Genomic DNA, 23,503 nt, shown 5'->3' with positions numbered 1-23,503 from the left:
CTGTTTAGAAGAAAGATGACCAACTCAGGCTTCCTTCATCGACATTCATTTCCACCCGTCCCCCAATGGGAACCGGATAATTCCGGTCTCCATGCCCGGCGGGGAAGCCCGCGAGTATGGGAACGCCGAGGTCGTACAGCCGGTCGGAAAGTGTTTCGACCAGGCCCAGGGAATTATCATCGATGTCTGCTTCGCAATCCACAAATTCTCCCAACAAGATGCCTTTCGCCTTATCCAGGTTCGCTCCCTGCCGTAGTTGAGTCAGCATTCGATCGATGCGGTAGGGCTTTTCTCCTACGTCCTCCAACAGGACGATTTTGTCCTTACAGTTAACCGTATAGGGCGTTCCTGTCATGGAGGCCAACAAGGTAAGGTTGCCGCCAACCAATACGCCATTTACCGTTCCTTCCCCCTTTGAAAGAAGGGTAGGTGTGGTTAGTACCTTGGTCCGGGAGCCGTCCCTTTCCTTGATTCCAAGCACTTGAGCGAGTCCTGTACGATCAATCTCTTCAACGCTGCTGGACGCTACGGGGCCGTGAATACCGATCAGGCCAGCTTGCTGGTAAAAGGCGTTTAGTAGTGCGGTAATATCACTGTAGCCGATGAGTAGTTTAGGATTGGCCCGAATCAAATCGTAATCGATCAGCGGCAGAAGACGCGTGCAGCCATAACCGCCCCGGATGGCCCAGACGGCCTGAATGTCGGGGTTGCTAAAGGCAGCGTGCAGGTCTGTCAAACGTTCTTCGTCGGTGCCCGCCAGGTAACCGTTGCGAGCCAGGATGTTTTTACCGGGCTGAACTTTGAAGCCAAAGCTTTCGACCAGCGCGACCGATTTTTGCAGCCGTTCTGGCGTAATGGGGCCGCCGGGACAGATGAGGGCGATGGACGCACCGGGTTCAGGCGGAGCCGGGTGAATGGCGGCCTGCTTACTGGTTTGCGTAAGAGCAGGTGTTTTACAAGCAGTCGCTGCTAAAAGCACCCCGCTGGCGGTAAGAAATTGTCTTCGATGCATAGTAGGTTATTATTGGAGGGCCCCATAGGTCAGGGCTGCTAGTATACCGCCCAAGATCGGGCCAACGATCGGTATCCAGCTATAGCTCCAGTTGCTTCCTCCCTTACCTGGGATCGGTAAAATGGCGTGAGCAATACGCGGTCCGAGATCACGGGCGGGGTTAATGGCGTAGCCCGTCGTTCCCCCCAGACAAAGACCGATGGCCAGCACGACGAGGGCTACGGGCAGGGCGTCCAGAGAGCCGAGCTGCTCGCCGGGGCCTCCGAAGACGGGCCCGGCCAGAAACAGCACCGCCAGCGCAAAGGCAAAGGTGCCCAGTAGCTCTGAAATGAAGTTGGATGGGGTGCTGTCAATAGCTGGTCCGGTAGAAAATGTTCCCAGGATTTTTCCCTGATCTTCTTCTGCCGCGTAATGAGGCATATACTGCAGCCAGCAAAGTGTGGCCCCGAGAATGGCGCCGATCATCTGGCCACCGAGATACATCGGCACATCCGCCCAGGCAAACTTGCCAGCCGTAGCCAGTGCAAAGGTGATAGCGGGATTCAGGTGAGCCCCGGATGCTTCGGCGGAAACGAAAACGCCCACAAAGACAGCCATTGCCCAACCAAAACTAATAACAATCCAACCGCTGTTCTGTCCGTAAGTTCCTTTAAGAGTAGTGTTTGCATTAACGCCGCACCCAAGTAGAATGAGTAAGGCCGTGCCGACGATTTCGCCGATAAATGGTGTCATGATCGAGTGTGTTTAGGGGAGCAAGTTACAGGTTGCAGGGTATATGTTGCAGGGGGGAAGTTTCGGGGGGCAAGTTGCAGGGTACAAGTTGCAGGGTACAAGTTGCAGGTTGCAAGTTGCAGGGTACAGGGGGCAGGGTGCAAGTTGCAGGGCATAGGTTGCATTCACTCCTTGGGGAATCCTGCGGGTAATGTCTCTCACTAGAACAAAAAACGAGCGCCTCTCCGAAGAAAGACGCTCGTTTATCTTGCAACCTGCAACCTGCAACCTGCAACTTGCAACTTGCAAATCGTCAGCCCTAGGCTAACACATCCACACAGTTCAAGTCTTCAAACGCCTGCTTGAGGCGGGTGCTGAAGCTCACTTCTGCTTTGCGGACCCAATTGCGGGGGTCATAGTTCTTCTTGTTTGGCTTGTCGTCACCTTCGGGGTTGCCGATCTGCGCCTGCAGGTAGTCTTTCTTTTCGGCTTCGAAGGCGCGTACGCCGTCCCAGTAAGCCCACTGCAGATCGGTATCGATGTTCATCTTGATGGCACCGTAATCGATCGCTTCGCGGATCTCTTCCTGACTGGAGCCGGAGCCGCCGTGGAAGACAAAGTTGATGGGGTTGTCCTTCTCGATGGAAAGCTTTTCCTTCAGGTAATCCTGGCTGTTCTTCAGGATTTTTGGCGTCAGCTCTACGTTGCCCGGCTTGTAAACACCGTGAACGTTACCGAATGCCGCAGCAATGGTAAATCGGTCGCCGATTTTACTCAGCGCCTGGTAGCTTTCAAAAACCTCTTCTGGTTGGGTGTAGAGCTTGCTCGAATCAACGCCCGTGTTGTCAACACCATCTTCCTCTCCTCCGGTAACCCCGAGTTCGATCTCGATGGTCATGCCGATCTTATTCATCCGCTCGAAGTACTTAGAGCTGATCTCCAGGTTTTCTTCCAGCGGCTCTTCACTGAGGTCGAGCATGTGGCTGGAGTAGAGCGGGAAGCCGCGCTTAGCGTAGAACTTCTCGCCGGCGTCGAGCAGTCCGTCGATCCAGGGGAGGAGTTTCTTGGCACAGTGATCGGTGTGGAGAACAACCGTTACACCATAGGCCTCGGCCATGGTATGAACGTGCATAGCTCCAGAGAGACCGCCAGCAATGGCGCCCTGCTGGTTCTCATTGCCAAGACCTTTTCCGGCAAAGAACTGAGCTCCACCGTTGGAAAACTGAATAATGACCGGGCTGTTCAGATCGCGGGCAGTTTCCAGTACAGCATTGATCGTGCTGCTGCTGGTAACGTTGACGGCCGGAATGGCAAACTTGTTTTCGTTCGCGTAGCGGAACAATTCGGTTACTTCGTCTCCGTAGAGAACGCCTTTGCGGAAGGATTTCTTAGCCATGGCTTGTATTCATTTTGGGGTTCGGCCGCGAAGATACTAAACGGCTGCTGGATGGGGCGCTGACGCAGGTGCAGGCAAAAGCAGGAAAAGCAGTGTTTTACGGTCTCCCGGAGACCTTCGGACAGGTTAAATTTGGGGCGTACAGCATGTAATAATGTAGTTTTGTAGTGCTACCGCGCGGCAATGTGAAACCTGAGACTTGCGGTAGCACTACATTACTACTGACTACACAATTACATTACTGCTCCCGTTCTACAACTTAAAGTTAGGCCCCAGCACGTGTCCTTTCTCCTCGTAGAAATCATGGATGATCTTCAACACATCCTCTGCTTTGTCTACAACGGGAATCAGGTTCATATCGTCCGGACTGATCGTGGCCTCCTTGTCGGCCATAGTCTCCTGAATCCAGTCAATCATTCCTTTCCAGTACTCCGTGCCTACCAGGATCACGGGGACTTTGGTGATCTTACGGGTTTGAATCAGGGTTAGTACCTCGAAGAGCTCATCCATCGTGCCGAAACCGCCCGGGCAGGCAATGAACGCCTGGGCGTACTTGACGAACATGACTTTACGAACAAAGAAGTAGCGGAAGTCAATGTCCTTATCAGGGTCTACAAACGGATTGCTGCTCGTTTCAAAGGGCAAATCAATATTGAGGCCAATGCTGGCACCTTGCTCCAGGCTGGCTCCACGGTTGCCGGCTTCCATAATGCCCGGGCCACCACCAGTGATTACACCGTAACCTTCTTTGACCATGAGCTGGGCAATCTCCGTTGCCAGCTTATAGTACTTGTGTTCAGGTTTGGTTCGGGCTGAGCCAAAGATGGAGACACAAGGACCAATCCGATTCATTACTTCGTAACCTTCTACAAACTCACTGATGACCTTAAACATGGTCCAGCTGTTTTCTCCGGTTACATTGGCTTGCCACTCGCGGGGAGCGTGATTTTCCAGAGCGGGAGAATCTTTCATGTTGCTTTTTTTTGGGCCGCAAAGATACCCGTATTGGGTAAAGCGGACGGGGTTTGTACCAAATTGCCATGTCTAAACCCTTTTCTTGAAGATTTTAGTCTCTTTTTTTTAAACAGAGGCAACGGTTGACGGCTTCGCGTCGTTCTTTTCAGCGAATATTCGCTACAAGACGTAGCTAATAACCCCGCTCCAAGAAAACCAACATGACAAATACTACTATTCAGGCCCCTGTTTCCCGTTCTGCAAGTCTGATGCACAACCTCAGCACTGAATTACGGGTTCCCGGCCATCGGCTTCAATCTTTTACACGCCTTAAGGACGATCTTTTCCTCGATCCCATGGATATCAAACTGCTGATCGCCGGATTAGAAAGTAAGCTGGAATTCTACCTTACGGATGAAGAAATGGCACAGATTGAAACGGTTGGCGATATTCAGACCTTTTTCCTGCGCTAGGAAACTAGTAATCATAGTCCGATAGTAATGGTAGTTATGATAGTAGGGCACGAAATCAGTTCTGCCCTACTATCATAACTACCATTACTATAATACTATAACTACTATCATACTATTCACCGCACCATCTCAAAGTCAAACTGATAACTTTGGTAGCGGCTACGCAGGTTGAGGGTGCTGTCTGTCATTTCCTTTATGGTGTAAGTCAGCGGCAGCTTAACCCCTTCGGTGATTATTTCGTCTCCTTCCCAGGTGTAGGTTCCGGGAGTCTCATTCCCCATTAAGTTCGTTTCCAGCTTTCCGTCGGGCTGGAAGTTCATAACCAAGCCATCCAGCAGTTCCGTTTCCATATTATTACGCAGGGCACGCTTGAGCTCCCACTGGCCTTCGAGCGTTACCGTGTCGTCAACAGCGTTGCCGTCATTAATACAAGAAGAGACAAATAACAGGGTTAGTACTGAAAACAAGAGATAACGCATAAATTCAGTTTGTGCTGAAAGCCAGATAACGTAATTTTCGTGCCAAAGTTACATCGTAACTTGGATTATTCCCTTGCCGCAGCGCGCCGAAGTCGATCATTGATGGCCAGGCCTAGTCCTTCCTCAGGTACTGAGAACGCCATCACAAGTGGGTAGTTTCCCTGGCTTATCGTCCGGAGAACGGCAAACAGGGTTCTGGCGGCTTCGTTCAAATCTCCGCTCGGGGAAAGATTAAAAACGTTTAGCTCACTATCGCCGGCCACCAGCTTGTTGTCTTTACCGAAGATGATGGCAGCACTCCCCGCAGGGTAAGCAGGCAGACTGGCTGATTCTTCTACGATTAACATGGCTACGCCGGGAGAATAATGCCGGCTTAACATTCCGGGCGCCTCCGGTCGGCTATTACTGTGGGTTTTCACTTCAACGGAGTGGCCCAGAATTTCTTCTATCTTTTCTACGGCTAATCCTCCTTTACGCAGCACGGTAGCTACTCCGTTGGGGAAACCGACGATGGTACTCTCCAGGCCCACCCGGCAGGCACCGCCATCCAGGATGTAATCAATCTTATCCCCAAGCTGATCCTTAACGTGTTGTGCCGTGGTGGGGCTGACGAAGCCGAAGGGATTCGCGCTGGGCGCTGCTACGGGGAAATCAACGGCCTCCAGCAACTCCAGCGTCAGCGGGTGGTTGGGCACCCGTAAGGCAACGGTCGACAGACCGGCGGAGACCAGATCCGGCACGCTTTCCTGTTTGGGTAATACCAGCGTTAACGGCCCGGGCCATATCGCATCAGCGAGTAAGCGGGCTTCAGGAGGGATTTCCCTGGCGTAAGCCAGAATTCGATCCGCGGACGATTGGTGAATGATCAGCGGATCGAACGACGGACGGTTCTTCGCGGCAAAAATGTTAGCAACGGCACTTTGGTTAAGCGCATTCGCCCCCAGGCCGTATACCGTTTCGGTGGGAATGGCAACAAGCTCACCCTTGCGCAGAGCTTTGGCGGCAAGGGGAACGGATTGGATAGTAATAGCAGTCACAAGCGCGAAGATACATTCACGAAGAAATAGAAGGAGATCGGTCCGCAAGAGCCATTAGCCGGAAAGAAGATTAGAAGACAACCAAAAAAATCTTCGGCAATCCAGTAGCTTTATAACCAAATACTATTGCCTCGGTCCGGGCAAAAAGCAACTAATCAGACGCATATTCCCCGGCAGAAGAATGTTTTCGGGCAGCTGCTTCTATCCCTTGAAAAACTCATGCTCGTTAGTGGAAACTTTGGGCAACGCAGTACTGTTCTCGCCACTTAAGATTACTAACATGCTCACATTTTTCTTTGCCACCCTTGGCTCGCTTTTTTCTCTGGTTAATCCGCTTGGCGCGGTTCCGATGTATCTGACGCTGACCTCGGCCTACAGTACTGAAATGAGAGAATTGATGGCCCGAAAGACTGCCATGTGGTTTTTACTCATCCTGGTGATTTTCTTTTTCGCAGGAACCTTCATCCTGGATTTTTTCGGCATCAGTCTGAATGCGCTGCGAATCGCCGGCGGCCTGATCATTGTCAACAGCGGCTATGGATTGCTGAACAGTAAGTTCAAAGAGCGCCGGGTCACGGATAAAATCGAAGAGGAAGCTCAAGACAGCGAAGACATCAGTTTTACGCCGATGGCCATGCCCATGCTTTCCGGCCCGGGAAGTATTTCACTCTTGATCGGTCTTTTCGCTCAGCAGAGTGAATGGGTGAGCCGGGGCCTGATCATTGGAGTTGTTGCCGTGATGGCGGTCATCATCTGGGGCATACTCCATTATGCTCCCGTTTTATTTCGCATACTGGGCACTGGTGGTCTGGCTGCCCTCAGCCGCATCATGGGCTTCCTGGTAATGGCCATCGGAATTGAAATGCTGATTGCCGGTTTGGTAAGTCTCGTACGGACTATGCTGTAAAAAAGGCGGCGCAATCGCCGGGTGCAGGGGGAGGGTAGAAGAGCAATGTTGGCGGTCAGGAACCTCCCTGCTGCTTTTGTTCTACCCACTGCACCTGCGGTCCCTCGCCCTGATCTTGCGCGGTGGTACACCCGTTTGCAGCAGGTGGTCCCCCCTGGGTTGTTTAATTGGCTTGCTTGTGTAGTCCGCTCTGCCTAAGTTTGCTGCTCTTTGACCTCAGCCTTTACCACCAGTTGTGTGTTTGAATTCGGCTTTTGTGCGCAGGTAGCCAGGAGTTTTTAATTTGAACACACGCTAACCATGTATTTTCCACCACAATTTTTCTACCATGTCCCGGATATTTCTCGATAATTCCGCCACCACTCCGTTGGACCCCGTAGTTCTGGGCGCCATGACCGAAGTCATGGCCAATAATTACGGTAACCCTTCCAGCATCCACGCCGAAGGAAGACAGGCCCGTGCCCTGATCGAGAATGCCCGGAAAACCGTTGCGAACGCCCTGAACTGTAGCATCGGAGAGATCTTTTTCACTTCCGGAGGGACGGAAGCCAACAACATGGCGCTGAAAAACAGCGTCCGCGACCTGGGCGTAACCCGCATTATTTCTTCTCCCCTGGAGCATCACTGCGTGCTGCACAGCCTGGACGCCATTAAAATGGCTGAAACCGCCACGGTCGAGATGGTGAAAATTGATGCTAAGGGACACGTTGAACTCGACGACCTGCGTCGACTTCTCGCCGCCAGCAATGAAAAAACACTGGTAAGTCTGATGCATGCCAACAACGAAATCGGCAATCTGCTGCCGCTGGAGGAAGTGGCTGCCATCTGCGAAGAAGCCGGCGCACTTTTTCATTGTGATACGGTGCAGACCATGGGCTATTTCCCCATCGATCTGGACGCCACCCGGCTTAGCTTCCTTTCCGGTTCAGCTCATAAGTTTTACGGACCCAAAGGGGTGGGCTTTGTTTACATCAGTAATGATAATATCATCAAGCCTTACCTTGACGGAGGTGCTCAGGAACGCAATATGCGCGGCGGCACAGAGAACATCTACGGCATCGTAGGCCTGGCAAAGGCCCTGGAGCTGGCCGTGGCAGAAAGAGAGGAGCGCGCCGGGAAAATTAGAAACCTGAAAGACCACTTTATCCGGAGCATAAAAGCCACTTACCCCGAGGTTGCCTTTAATGGAGATCCCGACAATGCTCACTATAAAGTGCTTAGCGTCAGTTTCCCAGAGTCCTCTAAGGGAGATTTATTGCTGATGAACCTAGACCTCAACGGCATTTCGGCCAGTGGCGGTTCCGCCTGTTCCAGTGGTATTGATGTGGGCAGCCATGTGATCGGTCACTTACACCCGGACAGCAAGCGGCATACGGTTCGTTTCTCCTTCAGCCACCACAATACAATAGAAGAAGTGGATGAGGTGATCGCTAAGCTGGGAGGAATGTTGTAGAGCATCAAAGATCTACCCAAAAACCTTTCGCAAGTGGGTGGCTTCCTCGGGCTTTAAACGTCCCGCTAATAATAAACGGACCTCACGCCGCCGCATAGCAGCTTCGTACCGTTGCTCTTCAATTTCTGAGAGCGGAACGACCTCAGGTACCAGAGTGGGGGAGCCATTGTCTTTATCGAGCGCTACAAAAGTGAAATAGGCATGGTGCGTCCGACGGGGATTCAGTCCCTGCATGGTCGCTGCGGTGGCCTGCACGTAAATTTCCAGGCTGGTGTTGAAAGCCCGGGTTACGGTCGCTTCCAGGGTAACTACCTCCCCGTTACGAATGGGAGAGCCGAAGGCCACATTGTCCACCGAAGCCGTTACGACGGGCTTGGCACAGTGCTTGCCCGCACATATCGCACAGGCAATGTCCATCCAGCGTAACATATTACCGCCCATCAGATTGTTCTGTGGGTTAGTGTCATTGGGCATTACAAGCTCGGACATAATGGTCCGGCTTTCTTCAATTTTCTTTGGCAAGGGGCGTTCCATAGGGGCGCTTTGATTTGGCGATCGCAAAGGTAGCTTTTTGCTGGCTAGGGAGGTTCAACCACCCTTATCTGTAACTCTGATCAGCTACCCGTACTGAGGGATCTACTTAATCATGACCCCCACCTTACCCAAAACAGGAATCATTTCCATCTTGTCTGGCGTAATGGTGTTGGCCTTAAAGATGAATTTTTTGTCGAGCATTACTTCCTTGTCGTTGAAACTGATCCAGTATTCATTCTGAATAGCGAAGAGCTCTTTCTGGATGGGTTCGACCTTTACCGCAACGCTGGCATCAAGGCGCTGGTGAAAGTGCCGCAGAACGGTGGTGCTTTTGTCAGAACCATCAATCATGCCGTAGCCCTGGCTGGTGATCAGCACATTGTCCATGGGATCTTTGCGAAGGTTGATGACATAAATATCCCAGATTTCTTCTTCGTATTTACCATCGCGAGGAACAACAGCGACGAGGACGTCCTGGACTTCGGGAATGAGTATATCTTGCTTCATGGGACTATTTTATTTGGAGATGATAGGGTCGTAAAATCGCCGCGAATATAGTCCTCATAACAATGCCTTGCTAATTAACCTTACAATGTGAATGTTATCATTGTGATAAATATTTTAATATACCCAGCGGTCTCCGACAAGAAATCTGAGTGAAACTTACTTCTTCTTACCCGGAATCGGGGGTCCTGCAGCGGGCAGAATAGCCTCGTATTTGGCGTCTCCCCGTCGGGTTTCAAACTCCTCACGGATGGCCTTTACCGTTTCCGGTTGCTGATAGAGATCATAGGCCGTAAGGGCCAGAGCCTTAGCCGCATATTTCATCCCCTTATGTCCGATACTCATCCCGCCGCAGGCGACTACGGCCCAGCTGTGCCAGGGTGTCCCGACCGGAGCGGTGGTTACGCCCAGGCGTATTTCCGGCACGAGCCAGCTTACGTCTCCAACATCGGTTGAGCCTCCGCCGGGGTTCTCCCGGGTTTCCTGAAAAGGTTGAACGCTGCCGTCCAGGCCAACCTGTTCTTTATCCGTTGATTTTTGAATGCCGTAGGCGAATTCAATCTCTGCGGGGGTATACTCGATGCCGCCGAGGAGTTCCATGTTGTCCTGCAGCAGGCGGCCCCCGGTGCGATTGACGAGCACCTCGTGGAGCCCGGAAACCAGGCTGATTTCGTATTCTACGTTAGCCATGATGGCGGCTCCTTCGGCGATTTTTTTAACGCGTTCCCAGACGGGAATCATACCGTCCCGCTTAGAGTCGCGTACCCGGACCCAGTATTTTGCGTAGTCAGGTACGACGTTTACTACGTCACCAGCCTGTTGCATATGGGTGTGAATGCGGACGGTGGGCCGCACGTGTTCCCGGTAAGCATTGATGCCGGCACTCATGAGTTCCATCGCGTCGGAGGCGGAGCGGCCGTTCCAGGGGTCGGAGCTGGCGTGCGCGGCCTGGCCGCGGAACTCGACGACAAAATCAACCAGCGCAAGACTGCTTTGCACATTAGCGCTTGTTTTGGCGGAGGGGTGCCAGTCGAGACAGACATCCAGGTCATTAAACTTACCATCACGGGCCAGGTAGAGCTTGCCGAAATACTTCTCTTCTGCCGGGGTACCGTAATAGCGGATGGTACCCTCAATTTCGCCCCGGTCCATGGCGTCTTTGATCGCTACGGCAGCCCCCAGACTGCCCACTCCAAAGAGATTGTGACCACAGCCGTGGCCAGCCGCACCGGTATGCAAAGGCGCTTTGGTGGGTTGGGCCTTCTGGCTGATGCCCGGCAAGGCATCAAACTCGCCCAGAATGCCGATAATGGGCTTCCCGCTACCGTATTCAGCGATGAAGGCGGTGGGCATTTCGCTTACGCCACGTTCTACCCGGAAGCCCTGTTCCTCGGCGTAGTCGGCCAGAATTTTGGCACTTTCGCCTTCTTCAAAAGCGACTTCTGCAAGGACCCAGATTTTATCGGACATGTCAATCAGCTTCCCTTCCCGACTGTCAATCGAAGCAACAACTTTTGCTTTGGCTGGCGATAGTTTTTGGGCGCTGACGCTGGTGCAAAGAGCGAGTAGCAAGAGCAGGGTAAGTCTCATCGTTGGTTTTTTGTTTGACCCGAAGATAGGTATACGGAAGCTTTTTCCGGAAAAGCCTGATTCTCAATCGATGACATATTTTCCCGGTTGGCCATCTTTGCTCCTGCATACCCCTCTCTGCACCTGCGTTCACGCCCCCATCACCTGCTGGTGGAAATCTTCCCTAAAACCGACCCTTCCGAACAACTTATCTGGCGTACTTTTGTCTTCTGTACGCAAGTGCCTATTTGTATGATCGATCTCCCCATTGCCCCCTCGAAAAGTGACCGTAAACGCAAGCCAGACTGGCTGCGCGTAAAGCTGCCCATTGGTCCGGAATATAAGAAGGTCCGTAAACTGGTGGACGAGTATCAGCTGCACACCATCTGTCAGAGCGGTAACTGCCCGAATATGGGCGAATGCTGGGGAGCCGGCACGGCCACCTTCATGATCCTGGGCAACACCTGCACCCGTTCGTGCAGTTTCTGCGCCGTGAAAACCGGCCGGCCAACGGAGTATGACACCGATGAGCCCCGCCGCGTTGCCGAAGCCATCGACCTCATGCAGGTAAAGCACGCCGTTTTAACCAGCGTAAACCGCGATGAACTCAAAGATCGCGGTGCCGAAATCTGGTACCAAACTGTTCACCAAATCAAGCAACGTACCCCGCAGGTGACGATAGAAACCCTGATCCCCGACGTGCGCGGGAACTGGGATGCCCTGTACCGGATGATTGAAGGCGGACAGGAAGTCGTGAGCCACAACATGGAGACCGTACGGGAGCTTTACCGTAAAGTGCGCCCCCAGGGGAAATACGACCGGAGCCTGGAAGAACTGCGTCGCATCAAAGAATCCGGCAAACGGACCAAGACCGGCTTCATGGTTGGCCTCGGTGAAACCGAAGAGCAGGTCGAGCGGATCCTCGATGATCTGATCGAAGTGGGCGTTGACGTGGTTACCATCGGGCAGTATCTACAGCCTACAGCCATGCACCTAGCCGTTGACTCATTCGTCACGCCGGATACTTTTGCCCACTACAAAGCGATGGGTTTAGAGAAAGGCTTTGACTACGTGGAGAGCGGACCCTTGGTGCGGAGCTCTTACCATGCGGAGAAGCACATTTAGAATGCGCAAAGCGTTATTCAAGGCTACTCCCATTTACTCACTTGTCTTCTTGCGGATAGCGATGGGCTTGCTGGGGGGCGGAGACATTCTTGGTAACGGTATCTACTATCATTGGTATAAGGGTGAAATGAGTGATTTTACCTTCCGGTATTACGGTTTTGAGTGGGTACACCCACTGCCGGAACCTTTCTTGTCCATCTTCTACATCGTCGGTTTTTTATTGGGGCTGGCAGTGGCGCTGGGCTGGCGATTCCGGATCACCGCACCTCTTTTTGCGCTTGCCTTTAGCTATCTGTTTTTGCTGGAGAAAGCGCACTACCTGAACCATGCCTACCTCTTTGTCTGGCTGAGTTGGCTACTCGCCCTTACGCCCGCCTGGCGGGAGTTCTCGTTGGACGTTCGACGGGAACCCTCCGAGTGGTCTCCCGTAGCTCCGGCGTGGTCGGTCTACATTTTTCCATTGCTGATGGGACTGGTTTATTTCTGGGGTGGCATTGCTAAGATCAACTACGACTGGCTCATCGAAGCTATGCCATTACACATGTGGTTGCAGCGACGGGCCGATATGCCCGTTTTGGGGGCCTTGTGGGCGGAGAAAACCACGGCCTACGTGATGGCCTGGGGCGGTATGTTACTGGATCTGTCGGCGGGGTTCTTGTTGCTGCACAAGCGGCTGCGCTGGCTTGCCCTGGGCTTGCTGCTACTCTTCCACGCTACGAATCACCTCATTTTCAACATCGGTATTTTCCCTTACCTGTCGATGGTGCTGACGAGCCTGTTCTTTGCACCGGACTGGCCCAAGAGGGTGGTAGAGTGGTTGGCCCAAAAAAGTTGGGCGTCCCGCAGTATGTCGGGACAGTTGCAGGGTTGGATTCGGGGATGGAAAAGCAGAGTCGCTTCCGCCCACGCGGAAGCCAGACCCCAAAGATTCTGGCAGCGGGAGGCCCGATACGCCCGCCCGCTCATCTTGGCATTGGTCGCTCTCATCGCTTTCCATTGCTACCTGCCCCTCCGGCACTGGGCTTTTGATTCCGACGTGAACTGGTCAGAAGAAGGCCACCGCTATAGCTGGCGGATGATGTTGCGCAGTAAGCAGGGTGGGGGGAACTACCTGCTGGTGGACCGCGCCACCGGCGCGGAGGAAATCGTCTTGCCCTACGAGCATCTGAACCCCAAGCAATACCGAAAGATGGTTACCCACCCGGATATGATTCTGCAGTACGCCCATCACCTGCGGGATACACGTGCCGCCGCCGGTCAGGATGTAGCGGTCTACGGCCGTTTCCGGGTCCGGCTGAATGGCCGTTCACGACAAGAGTTTATCGACGAGACGGTTGATTTGACTAAGGTTGAATGGCAGTGGTTTGGGCGCAAGGACTGGGTTCTGCGGGAGGGGGAGTGAGGGATCGCTTCGCGATTTGGTTTTAACCACAGAGTTTCACGGAGGTTAACACAGAGGTGCGCGGAATTGGGCTGCTTCGCAGCGGGGGGGTATGCGTTTGGAGGAGGGATCGCTTCGCGATTTAGTTTAACCACAGAGGTTCACGGAGGTTAACACAGAGGTGCACGGATTTGGGCTGCTTCGCAGCGGGGGGGATTATGCGCGCGGAGAACGCAGAGATCAGGAGAAGGGAGGAGAAAACAGCGTAGGATCAAGAAAGATTTTCTGAAGTTTCATTCTAAAGCACCGTGTAAATTTTAACTTCCGGCACCCGGCACCCGGATGATACCTACCTCAATTAGATGATATTCCGGAGACGGTGAAGGTATGGTTTATCGTTATCTAAAGATGTCTTAATCCTTCTTGTGATGGATGAGGCGCCGGAGGCAGTATTGAGGCGGTAATAACAGAGCAGAACGCCGACGTCTTAATCCTTCTTGTGATGGATGAGGCTCCGGAGGTGGGATTGGATTGAAGATTACACGATTTCGCTGCTGTCTTAATCCTTCTTGTGATGGATGAGGCTCCGGAGGCTTTCAGGATTAGATCGTCAGCATCCTATAACATTAGTCTTAATCCTTCTTGTGATGGATGAGGCTCCGGAGGAACTTTTTCAAAACCCTTGATCGGGAAGGAGAAGAAGTCTTAATCCTTCTTGTGATGGATGAGGCTCCGGAGGCGCAAAGTAGCTAAGGCTTTAGGTATAAACGCTGGCGTCTTAATCCTTCTTGTGATGGATGAGGCTCCGGAGGTGCTTGGCGGGGGATTGAAAAAATTTGGGGGTTGTGTCTTAATCCTTCTTGTGATGGATGAGGCTCCGGAGGTGGTTAATCGTAAATGAGGACACCGGGCGCGAACTGGGGTCTTAATCCTTCTTGTGATGGATGAGGCTCCGGAGGGTATGGTGCATTAACCATCGAAGACGGAGAAGGTAATAGTCTTAATCCTTCTTGTGATGGATGAGGCTCCGGAGGAAGTAGCTCAGGCTACCCTTAAAATGGGTCACATCCTGTCTTAATCCTTCTTGTGATGGATGAGGCTCCGGAGGGGTCGAATCATTAATTCGGCTGGTCCTACCATCTTTGTCTTAATCCTTCTTGTGAAGGATGAGGCTCCGGAGGAACAAGGGCGTAAAGGTAACGAGCGCATATTGGGTCTTAATCCTTCTTGTGATGGATGAGGCTCCGGAGGAAATTAGTGATGTATTAACCCCCGGGCTGCGCCTACGTCTTAATCCTTCTTGTGATGGATGAGGCTCCGGAGGTGGTGTACCTTGAATCTTGGGCGCAAGGTGTCAAGTCTTAATCCTTCTTGTGATGGATGAGGCTCCGGAGGATGGGCAAATTCACCCAAATCTTTTTGCGCATCACGTCTTAATCCTTCTTGTGATGGATGAGGCTCCGGAGGCGCTCTGCTTCAAGCTGAACGGTCGGCTCCCCGAGTCTTAATCCTTCTTGTGATGGATGAGGCTCCGGAGGTTGAGTTTCAAAAAATTAACGGGTCAGCCCGCCAAGTCTTAATCCTTCTTGTGATGGATGAGGCTCCGGAGGCTGGTCTCGATGAGCTGGACGGCTTTATTCAGGTGAAGTCTTAATCCTTCTTGTGATGGATGAGGCTCCGGAGGGCTTACAACCGATAAAGCGTACTTAGAAACGGCAAACGTCTTAATCCTTCTTGTGATGGATGAGGCTCCGGAGGCGCGGCTGTTCGGGCTGCGTTGTCCACCTGGTCGGGGTCTTAATCCTTCTTGTGATGGATGAGGCTCCGGAGGATCTGCCTGATTCGGTATTATGAAGATGGGTACAAATGGTCTTAATCCTTCTTGTGATGGATGAGGCTCCGGAGGGGGATGTGTGCAGCCTAACACAGCTTACCTTGGAAGGTCTTAATCCTTCTTGTGATGGATGAGGCTCCGGAGGTGTTGCCTGTGGCCGGTGGTGCGCTGCTGGCCTTCCGTCTTAATCCTTCTTGTGATGGATGAGGCTCCGGAGGCTGGTACGACTGGCGCTCTTGGTCGGAAGATGAGAAGTCTTAATCCTTCTTGTGATGGATGAGGCTCCGGAGGGCTTGTTAAAGCATTAGGCGTTAACAGCGTCTTAAAGTCTTAATCCTTCTTGTGATGTATGAGGCTCCGGAGGGTATCTTAAAGCACTCTAATCACCTAAGTTGCGCACGAGTCTTAATCCTTCTTGTGATGGATGAGGCTCCGGAGGGAATACATTGAGTCCTTGGGGTTTGAAATAGAATAGTCTTAATCCTTCTTGTGATGGATGAGGCTCCGGAGGTCTGACAGCTTCCAGTTTAACAACGCTATTCTCTGCAAGTCTTAATCCTTCTTGTGATGGATGAGGCTCCGGAGGGGATGTTGAAGTTTTTCAGTGTAATGGATATGACGAGTCTTAATCCTTCTTGTGATGGATGAGGCTCCGGAGGGTACGTCGGTGACGTTCCATAATTGGGAACAAAAATGTCTTAATCCTTCTTGTGATGGATGAGGCTCCGGAGGCCACGAAGGGCAACGCCATCGGACCAAAAAAGAACCAGTCTTAATCCTTCTTGTGATGGATGAGGCTCCGGAGGGAGAGTTGGCTAGTAATGTCACATTCCCATTAACGTCTTAATCCTTCTTGTGATGGATGAGGCTCCGGAGGTACTGATAATAAACCAATTCCACAAAGAATGCGGTGTCTTAATCCTTCTTGTGATGGATGAGGCTCCGGAGGGCATGAACCAGATGCACCGCTGACCGTCGTTGAACTAGTCTTAATCCTTCTTGTGATGGATGAGGCTCCGGAGGGATGTTGATCTTTCCTCAATGAAAGAGAATAAAAGGGTCTTAATCCTTCTTGTGATGGATGAGGCTCCGGAGGCCATGAGACGAAGCCAGCAGATTGAAAACGAAAACGGTCTTAATCCTTCTTGTGATGGATGAGGCTCCGGAGGCTTTTTAATTTCAACCTCATTGATGAGGATTTCCAATGGGTCTTAATCCTTCTTGTGATGGATGAGGCTCCGGAGGTTGCCAACATTGAACCTGGGAAGGTCAATGGGCGAACCAGTCTTAATCCTTCTTGTGATGGATGAGGCTCCGGAGGGCGGAGAGGATTTGAGCTAATATTGGGCCTTAACTCTAGTCTTAATCCTTCTTGTGATGGATGAGGCTCCGGAGGTGTCGATCTATTCGATTACCTCCCTGATCAGGCGGGTCTTAATCCTTCTTGTGATGGATGAGGCTCCGGAGGCCATTACATTTGGGAACTTGTTAGCTATACTCAAACAAGTCTTAATCCTTCTTGTGATGGATGAGGCTCCGGAGGCTGCTCCAACAACCTTCACGGATACTGAAGGTAACGGTCTTAATCCTTCTTGTGATGGATGAGGCTCCGGAGGTGCCGAACACCAAGGAAGTTCGCGCAAAACTAGGGGTCTTAATCCTTCTTGTGATGGATGAGGCTCCGGAGGACGGAAAAGACTATTGGTGGCACCCTAACAACACCTGTCTTAATCCTTCTTGTGATGGATGAGGCTCCGGAGGTCGGAGATATTGAGGTGTGGACCGGAGGAGGAGAGTCTTAATCCTTCTTGTGATGGATGAGGCTCCGGAGGAAGTGGAGCACAACACCCGGCGAAGGATAGGTATGCGTCTTAATCCTTCTTGTGATGGATGAGGCTCCGGAGGTTAACTTATCAAATGTTAAAGAATGTTTAATCAGATGTCTTAATCCTTCTTGTGATGGATGAGGCTCCGGAGGACTATTAGCAAAGCACAATAGTGCCCCTAACGGCTTGTCTTAATCCTTCTTGTGATGGATGAGGCTCCGGAGGAAGAAAAAATAAACTCTATTACATGGGCACGTCTAGTCTTAATCCTTCTTGTGATGGATGAGGCTCCGGAGGCTTGGTGGTCTTACGACACTTACGGGAAATGGGTAAGTCTTAATCCTTCTTGTGATGGATGAGGCTCCGGAGGCGGTGAAAACACATTTCAACACCTTATCCACGTTTGTCTTAATCCTTCTTGTGATGGATGAGGCTCCGGAGGTTCACAAAAAAAGCACCTTCGGAAGTCGCCAAACTTTGTCTTAATCCTTCTTGTGATGGATGAGGCTCCGGAGGAAGAACAACGGCACCGGAAAATTGGTGACAATTCCGGTCTTAATCCTTCTTGTGATGGATGAGGCTCCGGAGGCAAGCAATTGATTGTCCTGTACGCCAAACGCTCCAAAGAGTCTTAATCCTTCTTGTGATGGATGAGGCTCCGGAGGTTGACATAAAATGAATATTACATTAATAGTATTAGCTAGTCTTAATCCTTCTTGTGATGGATGAGGCTCCGGAGGTTCAACAGTCACGCAACAGTGTCCTATGAAAAGGACGTCTTAATCCTTCTTGTGATGGATGAGGCTCCGGAGGGGGATTACCATGGATGAAGTTGCTGAGTGCGCTAAGTGTCTTAATCCTTCTTGTGATGGATGAGGCTCCGGAGGCTTACTACGCCAATGGTTATGAAGATTTTGATAAGTCTTAATCCTTCTTGTGATGGATGAGGCTCCGGAGGTCTAAAGCTACGAGCTTTTGCAAAAAACAGTGAAAACGTCTTAATCCTTCTTGTGATGGATGAGGCTCCGGAGGTGTATTTTTCGTAAACGGTTGGCAAATAGTTCTTTAAGAGTGTTTTGTTGCGGATGCTGGTAGCTGGAAAGCATCGAAAGTGACTTTTCTGTAAGGTGTACTTGCCTGGACAAAAATATAGTAGCAACAAAAATACTAAAAAAACAGGGTGTTGGGCGGGTCGGTAATCAGTTTTATGTCCACGTTTTGCCCGATCAGCTGCATGCCGCGCACGTCGGTACTATTTACGGGAACGAGGATGATGCTGTCTTCGTTGGCGTACAGATCATTGACTTCCCGCAGGGTGATATGAATCTCTTCAAAGCGGGTGTTGCTGGTTTTGATCAGGTAAACACTTTTCTGAATGCGCGTACAACCAGCGGTGATGAGATAGTTGGCAATTTCACGCCGGACTTTGTTGTCGGTAATGTCATACATGATCAGGTAAACCATTTCGGTGGCTTTAATGGGGGCATCCTGCAGAATACCAAGTAATTGAGCAATTCGTTCGTTTAGTTCGGGCAGCTGCTCTTCCGCAGAAAGGCGGGCTGGCGGAGGCTGAATACCAGCCTTTGCTATATGGTCAAGGCGTTCCCTCAGGCTGCGACGTCGCTTTTTGGCCATTCGCGGGGATGATTAATGGCGCTGCTCAAAGCGGTCATAGAGGAGTTCCCGCAATACCTGGGCGACCAGGTCGGCCAGCTCGGGGTGGCTGCCGGTTTTGGTGGTTTTCACGATGGAGAACCCGCGCTTACCGTAAAAGAGATTCAGCTCGCACCAACTGCCGTTTTTTGCCTCGATGCGCAGGCGGCGGCCATAACTGATCGCTTCGTTGGCGGCCAGTTTGAGGTCGTACTCTGCGAGGTGATCGCTGAAATAGGATACTGCGGCACTGATTTCTTCGGGCTGCACGATCTGTTGCTTCGGCCGGGGTTTGCGGCGTCCGGGATTGAGTTTTTCCCGGATGTGCTCGAGAGTTTGCTCGTCCGGGCCGGCAGCCGGCCTGGGCGTTTTGCGCTCCGGTGGAGGTGCCGTGACTTTTGTGGTGGCGGCCGGTTCGGGCTCCGGCTGCCGCTGCAGATAGTGCTCCATTTCTACAGCTTCGGCCTCCGGGCGGAAGAAGGCTTTGGGGTCAAAGCTCATAAAACAGGCGCGGGTAACGTCGCAGGTTTGGTAGTCTACCACGCTTTCCAGGCCATGCTCCCGGGCAAAGGCCCGGGCAAAATGCTGGTAAAAGACGTGAAAGCGGGCTGCATCGCTACAGGGCGTTTGCAGGCGGAACAGAATTTTATACCCATCGCCCCCGGGGCTGACAAAACCCAGCATCGGTTCCCGCAGCCCCTCCAGGCGCCGCCGTACTTCCGTAATCGTTAACCCGGCTTCGGCCAGGTGATCAAGATCAAGTACAAAATAGTGAATGGCCGCAAAATGGGCTTTGCGGCGGATGGCGGGATGAAACAGGCCGCAGACCAGGTAGGGAAGGCCTTTTTTCAGTTGCCGGTATTGGGACAGGTCAACGGAGGCTACGGTTCGTAACCTGCTGACGAGATCCCGAAAGGCAGGCTTGGGGCGGGTGAGCCCCTGAAAAACGCGGGTAAGGCTGATGCGCTCCAGGGGGTCGGAAGGAGCGGTTAGTTGTCGGCCGATCATGATCGGAGGCAGCGTGGCGGACGGCGTGTTTTGGTCCATGGAAAAGGAGTTTAATCAACGTGTAAACGACGGGAGTTTTTACTGCTCCGAAGGGAGCTTTACGGGGGAATATTCCAGAAAGAACCGGGCCAGGGCGTGCGCCTCCAGTTGCAGGTGTTCGCGGCGGGAGCGGCGCAGGCCATTGCGCTGAATGATTTCGGCGAGGTAGTCGTTGACCGACTGGATCAGGATCCGTTTACCGAGACCATCGAGCATCCGAGCTTTGCCGTCCCAGCGGAAGCACTCTTCGGTCATCGCCTCCTGGCGGCAGAGCTGGAGCACCACGTAGTCTACCCAGATCCGGTAGCGCTCAATCACGTCGTACACCAAAGCGGGACGGTTATAGCCGTCGCGGTGAAAGATGCCGAGGTAAGGGTCAACGCCCGCCCGGATCAGGGCGCCTTCGATTTTGCCGTACAGCATTCCGTAGCCGTAATTGAGCAGTGCGTTGAAGTCGTCGGCCGCCGGGTGCTGGCTGCGTCGTTCGAACCGGTAGGCCTCCGGAAGGTAGGCACTGATGAGCTGAAAGTATTTCCGGGAGGCGGCCCCTTCCCAGCCGCGCAGGGTCGGGGCGGCGTCCTCCAGGCGGGTTTCGTCAAGGGCCTTCACTTTATTACGGTAATCTTCCATCGCCCGGATGCCCCGGTTGATGCGTCGCCGCAGCGGGTCTTCACTGTCAATCTGCAGCGTTAGCAGCAGCGCGAGTTGGTTGTCGATCTTTTCGGAGACCAGCGCTTTGACCCAATCGAGGGCTTCCGTTCCGTAGAAAAAGTCGAGCTGCTGGCGGCGGATGTCGCTCACGGAGCCGAAACGGACGCTCCACACCCGCCCCTGGGGCATCCCGCTGTGATCCACGAAAACGACGTCAATCTGGTGTTCGATGGCCAGCAGAACGGCATCAGAGGTCATCTTCGCGCCTTTGCCCACACTGATGCTGCGCACCTGGCCCGGGTTAAGCCGCTGTTCTGCCTGGGCGGTTTTAATCAGGAAATTGCCGTGGTCCCGCTGTAGAGCAGCACCGTAACTGTTCAGGATAATGTGCATACACTTATGGAGGATTGGTTATACGGATCTGATGTTTTTTATGCGCGGCCGCAGGTGCAGGGTGGGGGGATAAGGAGCCGGGTAACATTGCCCTTGTCCTTCCCTTTGCACCTGCGGCCGCGCCCTCTTGTTTACCATTGTCAGCGCATTTTGACTTTCCTGACTGGCTTGCTGCCTTTCCAGATGTGTTTCAGCTCCAGTTGCTTGCTGGCCCGCGTCACGGCGGTGTATAACCAGCGGTATCGGCTTTCCGGAGGCAGCATATTGATCGTTTCGCTGAGGTTGAGGAAGACGGTGTCCCACTCGCCACCCTGGGCTTTATGACAGGTAACGGCGTAGCCGAACTTAGCGCGCAGCGCATTGAGGTACTGGTCGTTCTGCATGGCATTGAGGTAAGCTTCGGATTTGCGCCGCAGGCCCTTTTTCCTGGCCCGCTTATCGAAATCAACGAGAAGTTTACGAAAGTCCTCTCCGCTGAAGTTGGCCCGTTGATCAAACAGGAAATCATAGAGCAGCGGCACTTCGTGGACCTCTCCGGTATTGACGTCTTCCGCTTTGATGGTCAGAAAGAAGAAGCCTCCCGATTTACCCAGCGGGCGCGCATCGCGCACCAGTATCTGATCGCCGTTGGCCAGCGGTACCAGGTGATTATTCTGGACAACCTGCAGCAGTTCGTTGCGCTGCAAACGGTGAAGTTGTTTGGGTGGGTACCGCTTGGCCCGGACGATGTTGTTGAGGTAATGGGTTTGCTTGTTGGAATGGGTGATGATGAGCGCCGCGGCAAAGTCGTCTTTTGTGGCCGCCAGGTAGCGGTCGGCCATCAGCGCCTGGGTGTAGGGGGTGAAGAAGGGCGAGTCGGGCTTTTTTAGCACCGGCTGCCAGTTCTTTCTGGTTTCTCCCCGGTCTACGTAGCCCCGTAGTTCGGTGGCCAGGGCGAGTACGGGGTTGTCTTTCTTCTGCCGGATGACGTGGCGGAGCTCCTGCTCCGTTACCCCGAGGCCGTAAGTGACGCGTAGAAATTCCGCATCCAGCGCGCTGGAAAAGGGTTCCTTGCCTACCGGCGGCGGCAGCTGTACGGGGTCGCCGATGAAGAGCACTTTATGCTTACCCACGAAGTGGAAGAAGTCGGCCAGCATACTGCCCGAACCAAAGCGTGTGGCGCTTTCGCCCGAGCCCTCCAGGTGAGAGAGCATACTGGCTTCATCGATGATAAACAGGTAGTTGTCTTTCGCGTCCTGTTCCGGTTCGCGCAGTTCGAAAGTGAGCATCAGCTGACCGGTCTTTTCGTCGTAATCTTCGTCCTCAGCGGCCTGCCCGTCGTCCACTCCCTCAAAGCGGTAAATGTAGCTGTGGACGGTGGTGGCCGCCACACCGGTTTTTCGGCTCAGCACCTTGGCCGCCCGGCCGGTGCTGGCCATCAGCACCGGCGTAACGCCGGCTTTGCTTGCTTCGAGGTGTCGCAGCAGGAAACTGACCAGGGTGGTCTTGCCCGTGCCGGCGTAACCTTTGAGGAGGAATACCTGGTGATCATTGCCCGCCACGAAGGCCTGCAGGCGGGTGAAGATTTGCTGTTGGTGAGGGGTGAGTTGGAGGGAAGACATGGGGTGGGGATTGACGAGGAAACGGTACGTAGGCCGGGGGTTAACGCAAACTTCTAAGGAACTTACGCCCGGCAGCGGTGAGCAGGCTGCTTTGGAGCAGGGTATCCAGCGGGACGGTGACAACAAGCTGACCGCTGCCGACCACGGGTACGTCGTAACTGGGATACGCAAACACGATTCCCTCTGCGGTTAAGCCGAAGTTGTTGGTGACGGGAAAGTCTCCGTCCGGATCGTACAAGCGGCGGCCCTCAATACTGGCGGCAATCATCTTACCGAGGGCTTTATCGGTCCCGTCGGAGAAGAGGTCCCGCAAACCTATGGCCCGTGCCGGATTCTCGGAAAAGGATTTCAGGTGAGTGCTGAAGTCACCGTAGGCACCGCCCCGGTACTGGTAGATGTCGGTACTTAAGGTGAACACTTGCGCACGGTTGAACGCTACTCGCATCGTGACCTCTTCTCTGAATTTGAAGTCGCCAAAATCTACGTCATCGCTCCCGATCAGGGGTTCCATTTCTTTCCGGTAGGTCTGCTTGCGCACCTGGAGGTAGCGGTGGAAGGAGGTTTCATTTGCCGGGCCGCCCAGGGGCATTTCCAGAAGCTGGTGCAAGGAATCGGCCACCATTTTTTGGAAAGTGGCCGAGCCGCTTGTTGGTTGGATGGCAGTTACGGTAGCGTTGAAGCCCGTTCTTAAGTCCTCCGGATATCCAGTAGGCAGATAAAGCGAGTCAATGACATACAGCCGGGTGTAGGTAAAGGAACTGTCCTCACCCCCCGGGAAGCTGGCGTCGCCGATGGCCGTGGAGGCACTCACGGTATGGGAATCCGTTATAGTCCGATCAGGCTGCCGCGAAAAATCAGTAAGGCTACAACTGTTTAAGAACAGGAAGGCCAGAACGGGAACAAATGGAAAAGAAGAAAACATGGTTGAAGGAGCTTGATTGCTTTAGGGGGAGGAGGGTATGA

The 23,503-nt window shown here is 52.9% G+C and carries 19 protein-coding genes and 1 CRISPR repeat array; of the genes, 5 read left to right on the top strand and 14 right to left on the bottom strand.

Features of this window, described 5'->3' with window-relative positions; all coding sequences use genetic code 11:
• Positions 1–4: 4 nt before the first annotated feature.
• The 4 genes from BM123_RS01185 to BM123_RS01165 all read right to left on the bottom strand — a co-directional run bounded on the left by BM123_RS01185 (position 5) and on the right by BM123_RS01165 (position 4,091).
• Positions 5–1,012, bottom strand: coding sequence for a S66 peptidase family protein (locus BM123_RS01185; protein WP_090164973.1), 1,008 nt, complete (start codon positions 1,010–1,012; stop codon positions 5–7).
• A gap of 9 nt (positions 1,013–1,021) precedes the next feature.
• A complete protein-coding gene (locus BM123_RS01180; RefSeq protein WP_090164972.1) occupies positions 1,022–1,744 on the bottom strand; it encodes an MIP/aquaporin family protein in 723 nt (240 codons plus the stop codon).
• A gap of 298 nt (positions 1,745–2,042) precedes the next feature.
• Positions 2,043–3,119 (bottom strand): class II fructose-bisphosphate aldolase, encoded by a 1,077-nt coding sequence (gene fbaA / locus BM123_RS01170; protein WP_090164970.1) that lies wholly within the window; start codon positions 3,117–3,119, stop codon positions 2,043–2,045.
• Between the two features lie 252 nt (positions 3,120–3,371).
• Positions 3,372–4,091 carry an LOG family protein gene (locus tag BM123_RS01165; protein WP_090164969.1) on the bottom strand — a complete coding sequence of 240 codons (720 nt, stop codon included), beginning with the start codon at positions 4,089–4,091 and terminating at the stop codon, positions 3,372–3,374.
• A 203-nt stretch (positions 4,092–4,294) separates the two neighbouring features.
• Here BM123_RS01165 and BM123_RS01160 point away from each other — a divergent pair, with 203 nt between their 5' ends.
• Positions 4,295–4,546, top strand: coding sequence for an acyl carrier protein (locus BM123_RS01160; protein ID WP_090164968.1), 252 nt, complete (start codon positions 4,295–4,297; stop codon positions 4,544–4,546).
• Positions 4,547–4,662: 116 nt separating this feature from the next.
• Here BM123_RS01160 and BM123_RS01155 read toward each other — a convergent pair whose 3' ends face one another.
• Complete coding sequence (locus tag BM123_RS01155; protein ID WP_090164967.1) at positions 4,663–5,025, bottom strand: hypothetical protein; 363 nt, start codon at positions 5,023–5,025, stop codon at positions 4,663–4,665.
• A 65-nt stretch (positions 5,026–5,090) separates the two neighbouring features.
• A complete protein-coding gene (locus tag BM123_RS01150; protein WP_245748373.1) occupies positions 5,091–6,062 on the bottom strand; it encodes an L-threonylcarbamoyladenylate synthase in 972 nt (323 codons plus the stop codon).
• Positions 6,063–6,342: 280 nt separating this feature from the next.
• On the opposite strand from BM123_RS01150, the gene BM123_RS01145 reads away from it, so the two are divergent.
• Both BM123_RS01145 and BM123_RS01140 read left to right on the top strand, forming a co-directional pair.
• Positions 6,343–6,969, top strand: coding sequence for a MarC family protein (locus BM123_RS01145; protein ID WP_090164966.1), 627 nt, complete (start codon positions 6,343–6,345; stop codon positions 6,967–6,969).
• Positions 6,970–7,297: 328 nt separating this feature from the next.
• Complete coding sequence (locus BM123_RS01140) at positions 7,298–8,422, top strand: cysteine desulfurase family protein (protein ID WP_090164965.1); 1,125 nt, start codon at positions 7,298–7,300, stop codon at positions 8,420–8,422.
• Between the two features lie 12 nt (positions 8,423–8,434).
• Here the strand turns inward: BM123_RS01140 and BM123_RS01135 are convergent, their stop codons facing one another.
• The 3 genes from BM123_RS01135 to BM123_RS01125 all read right to left on the bottom strand — a co-directional run bounded on the left by BM123_RS01135 (position 8,435) and on the right by BM123_RS01125 (position 11,050).
• Positions 8,435–8,956 (bottom strand): acyl-CoA thioesterase, encoded by a 522-nt coding sequence (locus BM123_RS01135; protein WP_090164964.1) that lies wholly within the window; start codon positions 8,954–8,956, stop codon positions 8,435–8,437.
• Positions 8,957–9,058: 102 nt separating this feature from the next.
• Positions 9,059–9,463 (bottom strand): hypothetical protein, encoded by a 405-nt coding sequence (locus BM123_RS01130; protein WP_090164963.1) that lies wholly within the window; start codon positions 9,461–9,463, stop codon positions 9,059–9,061.
• 156 nt (positions 9,464–9,619) lie between these two features.
• Positions 9,620–11,050, bottom strand: a complete 1,431-nt coding sequence (locus BM123_RS01125) for an amidohydrolase (protein WP_090164962.1) — start codon at positions 11,048–11,050, stop codon at positions 9,620–9,622.
• Between the two features lie 231 nt (positions 11,051–11,281).
• Here BM123_RS01125 and lipA point away from each other — a divergent pair, with 231 nt between their 5' ends.
• Positions 11,282–12,154: a lipoyl synthase gene (gene lipA, locus BM123_RS01120; RefSeq protein ID WP_090165187.1), complete on the top strand. Its 873-nt coding sequence runs from the start codon at positions 11,282–11,284 to the stop codon at positions 12,152–12,154.
• Position 12,155: 1 nt separating this feature from the next.
• A complete protein-coding gene (locus tag BM123_RS01115) occupies positions 12,156–13,556 on the top strand; it encodes an HTTM domain-containing protein (protein WP_090164961.1) in 1,401 nt (466 codons plus the stop codon).
• A gap of 389 nt (positions 13,557–13,945) precedes the next feature.
• Positions 13,946–18,227: direct repeats of the CRISPR family, unit length 37 nt; unit sequence GTCTTAATCCTTCTTGTGATGGATGAGGCTCCGGAGG.
• 135 nt (positions 18,228–18,362) lie between these two features.
• Here the strand turns inward: BM123_RS01115 and cas2 are convergent.
• The 5 genes from cas2 to BM123_RS01090 all read right to left on the bottom strand — a co-directional run bounded on the left by cas2 (position 18,363) and on the right by BM123_RS01090 (position 23,462).
• The gene (gene cas2, locus BM123_RS01110) at positions 18,363–18,830 is read right to left on the bottom strand and encodes a CRISPR-associated endonuclease Cas2 (protein WP_090164960.1); all 468 of its coding nucleotides are present in this window, start codon (positions 18,828–18,830) and stop codon (positions 18,363–18,365) included.
• A gap of 12 nt (positions 18,831–18,842) precedes the next feature.
• Positions 18,843–19,895 (bottom strand): CRISPR-associated primase-polymerase type B, encoded by a 1,053-nt coding sequence (locus BM123_RS01105; protein ID WP_090164959.1) that lies wholly within the window; start codon positions 19,893–19,895, stop codon positions 18,843–18,845.
• A gap of 39 nt (positions 19,896–19,934) precedes the next feature.
• Positions 19,935–20,939, bottom strand: coding sequence for a CRISPR-associated endonuclease Cas1 (gene cas1 / locus BM123_RS01100; protein ID WP_090164958.1), 1,005 nt, complete (start codon positions 20,937–20,939; stop codon positions 19,935–19,937).
• A 140-nt stretch (positions 20,940–21,079) separates the two neighbouring features.
• Complete coding sequence (locus tag BM123_RS01095; RefSeq protein WP_090164957.1) at positions 21,080–22,540, bottom strand: ATP-dependent DNA helicase; 1,461 nt, start codon at positions 22,538–22,540, stop codon at positions 21,080–21,082.
• A 40-nt stretch (positions 22,541–22,580) separates the two neighbouring features.
• Positions 22,581–23,462 carry a DUF3298 and DUF4163 domain-containing protein gene (locus BM123_RS01090; protein ID WP_090164956.1) on the bottom strand — a complete coding sequence of 294 codons (882 nt, stop codon included), beginning with the start codon at positions 23,460–23,462 and terminating at the stop codon, positions 22,581–22,583.
• Between the last annotated feature and the right edge of the window lie 41 nt (positions 23,463–23,503).

This window comes from Neolewinella agarilytica (assembly GCF_900110645.1).
Lineage (GTDB): Bacteria > Bacteroidota > Bacteroidia > Chitinophagales > Saprospiraceae > Neolewinella > Neolewinella agarilytica.
Note: the sequence above shows the minus strand (reverse complement) of the source record. Positions and strands in the feature narration are given on the sequence as shown.